Raw genomic sequence first — 3530 nt, 5'->3', positions numbered from 1 at the left:
CGGAATCCAGATAACGCATCAGATAACGAGGTGCCTCATCTTCATTTTTAGCATCACTGACGACCCAACCACAAGGCTGGTTTTTTTTCTGGCTAAGAATGCCTTCTTCCACTTTGGCAATATTTTCTGGGGAATATTTTTTTAACCCTTTAAATTCATGACGGTGAAAACGCAGGTGAGTGCCGAACTCCTCCCGAAAGCGCCGGTAACAGGCCAGAATGCGCTGTTTTTTCTCCTGAGTGTAACCTTGTTTAAAAAACAGGGTAATTGAGAGACCCAGACGAGAAACAGTCAGCCCATCGCCATTGAGGAAGGTAAACGCGGTCGGTTGTGATTTCAACTGGGCAAAGTCATCTACAGTTTCCATCATTTTCTCCGTAAGTTATGAGTCGGTGGATAATCTGTTATTCCCACATACTTGCCGCTTCCCGTACCAGATGCCAGAGGGTTGTGCCCGGTTCTGCACCTTCAACATCAAAAGACATCGCACCCTGAGCAAAGAAGTACTGCCGACCAGGCAAGCTATCGGTTTGCCAGATCCCGCTGACCAGTGCCGGATGGTTACTTCTCAAAGGCGTCACCTGTAGCGGTCCCCGGTCATAACGGGCATACCAGGCCAGTGTGGAAATATCATCAAAATGACCTTCGCCATAAAAGTGCAGAGAATCACCTTCTCCCGGAACAAAACGTATCGGACGTATCAACTGGTTAATGGCAAAGTAACTCTCCGGGACACTGCCCGGTAGTGGCGTTAAGTCCGGATATTGACCGGCTCGGATCATCAGACCATTGGAATAAGGGGTAATCTCCACATCCCGGTAGCGGCGCAGCACCTGACGTATCCAGAATTCCCCACCCAGTCGGTTTACAAATCGTTTGGACAGCAAGGTGATCCAGTTAATGCTTCGGATGGAATGGGCATAATCATCCAGTGTGGTGTGAACAGTGGAATTGACTTGCAGGGAAGGGTAACGCAGGGCCAATTGGTACTCCAAAGGAAAATAGTCATGATAATCTCTGGGTAAGACCAGACAGTAACCACAGTCTCCCCAGTCAGGTTCGAGTTGTTCACACAGAAAGTCCAGCCAGGCCATAAACCGGGTCATGCCCTCTTGTTCCTTCAGATAATCCCAGGGCAATACCAGACTGAGGTAAGAACTACTGTCGTCACCATCGATTTCTCGAGAATCCAAGTAATGCATCAGATAGTGAGGGGCTTCATAGATGTTTTTAGCGTCACTAATATCCCAAGTAGAAAGCTGATTTTTTTTCTGATTAAGAATACCTTCTTCCACTTTGGCTATATGTTCCGGTGAATATTTTTTTAACCCTTTTAGAGCATGGCGGTGAAAACGCAGGTGAGTACCAAACTCTTCGCGAAAGCGCCGGTAGCAGGCCAGAATGCGCTGTTTTTTCTCCGGGGTGTAACCCTGTTTAAAAAACAGGGTAATTGAGAGACCCAGGCGGGAAACAGTCAGTCCATCGGCATTGCTAAAAAGAAAAGAGGTCAGTTGTGATCTCAACTGGGCAAAGTAATCTGAAGTATCCATATTCTCTCCGTTAATTATGAAGCGGTAGCGAATGTCACACTCGCCAATATTGCCAGAACAGCGGCTAACGCGGCGGCGCTTACCGCAGCAGCAGCGGCTAAAATTTCCACCAGTGCAATCAGCGCGGCAGCGACGGCAAGGGTGACAAGGATAACAACGGCGACACCGGCAATAATCACCACCATTCCCAGCATGCCTTCACCCACCTCTTTCAGTATCTGCATCCAGCTAATGTTTTTGAGCTCTTCCAGAGTGATATCTGAACCCTGTTGCACCGTCTGCCACCAGGCTTTTATCTCACTTTCAGTCCAGGTCACGATTTTCCCCGTTTGTGCACTGACCCAGGAAAAAGCGTAGCTGACCTGATGGCTTATCGGGTCAATAATTTCTTCACACACCCACTTGCCAGCTTGATTGAACCAGGTACCAAACTGGGCAAGGAGCTCCCGGGTACTGTCGCGGACATAATTCAACCCATTTTCGGTCAGACCCGCCACCTCCTGCCCGAGGATAACCCAGTCTTCATAGCTGGGTAAAAAAGACCACGGGGAGGTACTGACCAGCGGGAGTTTTTTTGTCAGCGGCTGCGAAATAGTCCCCGGCACTCCCTCTGCGGGAGGAGCAGGTAAAGCTTCCTCATCAGGCGGCGAATCGGGCGGCAGCGGGGCCAGTGGGATGGGATTTTTATAGTGTTGGGAACCGGGCTGATAAAGTTTTCGCCACGCTTCATCGTACTGTTTTTGCTCTTCTGTACGACTATCGCTGACTCGCATTACGCCAAAACGATCACGGGTAGCAATCTGGATATAATCTTTTTCTTGATCTCTACTTAGCTCATCACCCGGAAATTTCACTTCAATCAACATTTTTAGGTTATCAGGATGCACAGAGCCATCAAAGTAGGTGGCACTTCTGCCCGGCCAGCGAAGAGCTTCATCTTTAACCAGAATAATATCGGGGCGCCGAATACCAACAATTCCAAATTTTTCCATATCGGCGTCAGAAGGCCGGGCAAACGGATTACTGGATTGTGGTAAATTATCACCATAACGCTGCTTAGAGACTTGACTGGTCGCCAGCATGGGCAGAGGAACGTCTTTAGCCGCTCTGATAGCAAACACCACTTCTGCTTTGTAAGGCCACAGGAAATCGTGCTTATACTCTTCAATTTTAATTAACCCACTCATGACAATCTGCTTAAGAGAACGTATCTCTCCCAGTTTTGTGATTATCCTGGCAGGCAGCCGCTGGGCGTATTCGGCTTTTCTCGCCAGATAACAGGGATCTTCATCGGCAGGAAAGACGCCTATTTCCATTGTACAATTAATTGAGGTGACAGCCGGGCACATCTTGCCGTTGTTGGATATTGCCATATTTATTTCTCCGTAAATTCCATCACATACTCTACCGGAGTGTTATCACCGACTTCGTATAAGGTTTGCTTCGGTTTCGGTGGGGTTTCCGGTGAATGCAGTTGCAAATTTTCTTCCGCCTCACTCCGTACAGTCACCGTTCTACCCAGCGCATCGGTTTTACCGGAAAGGGTTTGACCGCCAGCGGTGGTAATGGTATAGCGGGTATGCGCCAGGGGTTTACCGCTCTGTTCACTGAGCAAGGTATAGCGAGCGGAGTAGTCAAATAGCGCACCGGCGGATTTCTTACCGGTGATATGGTCAGTCATGGTGATGCTGACCCCTTCGATACGAATATTGCCCATCGGATCAATAACTATCTGTCCGCCTGCGTTCCCAATGATGATTTGCCCGCTTTCAGAGTGCACCGTGATATGTTTACCCACGGTAATTTGCTGGTTATCGGCGACGTTTAATTGATGGCTTTTACCAATGGAAATGGCTTGCTGACCTTTAATAGTCACCGTTTGATTCTGACCGACTTCAAGCGTCTGGCCGCCCTGTACGGCTTCATCATCATCGTTTTTAATTATCGCGGTGCGGTTATGCGCCACTTCTGTTTGCTGGT

The 3530-nt window shown here is 48.6% G+C and carries 4 protein-coding genes; all 4 read right to left on the bottom strand.

From position 1 onward, the window contains the following. Window positions 1-367: type VI immunity family protein (locus EAE90_RS22860; RefSeq protein WP_339921786.1), on the bottom strand; the 367-nt coding region annotated here is incomplete at its 3' end. A gap of 37 nt (window positions 368-404) precedes the next feature. Continuing rightward, window positions 405-1550: a DUF3396 domain-containing protein gene (locus EAE90_RS22855; RefSeq protein ID WP_214055408.1), complete on the bottom strand. Its 1146-nt coding sequence runs from the start codon at window positions 1548-1550 to the stop codon at window positions 405-407. Window positions 1551-1564: 14 nt separating this feature from the next. After that, window positions 1565-2923 (bottom strand): VRR-NUC domain-containing protein, encoded by a 1359-nt coding sequence (locus tag EAE90_RS22850; protein WP_214055407.1) that lies wholly within the window; start codon window positions 2921-2923, stop codon window positions 1565-1567. Between the two features lie 2 nt (window positions 2924-2925). Beyond that, window positions 2926-3530: bacteriophage T4 gp5 trimerisation domain-containing protein (locus tag EAE90_RS22845; RefSeq protein ID WP_422616015.1), on the bottom strand; the 605-nt coding region annotated here is incomplete at its 5' end.

It is taken from the genome of Photorhabdus caribbeanensis (genome assembly GCF_018448885.1).
Lineage (GTDB): Bacteria > Pseudomonadota > Gammaproteobacteria > Enterobacterales > Enterobacteriaceae > Photorhabdus > Photorhabdus caribbeanensis.
Note: the sequence above shows the minus strand (reverse complement) of the source record. Positions and strands in the feature narration are given on the sequence as shown.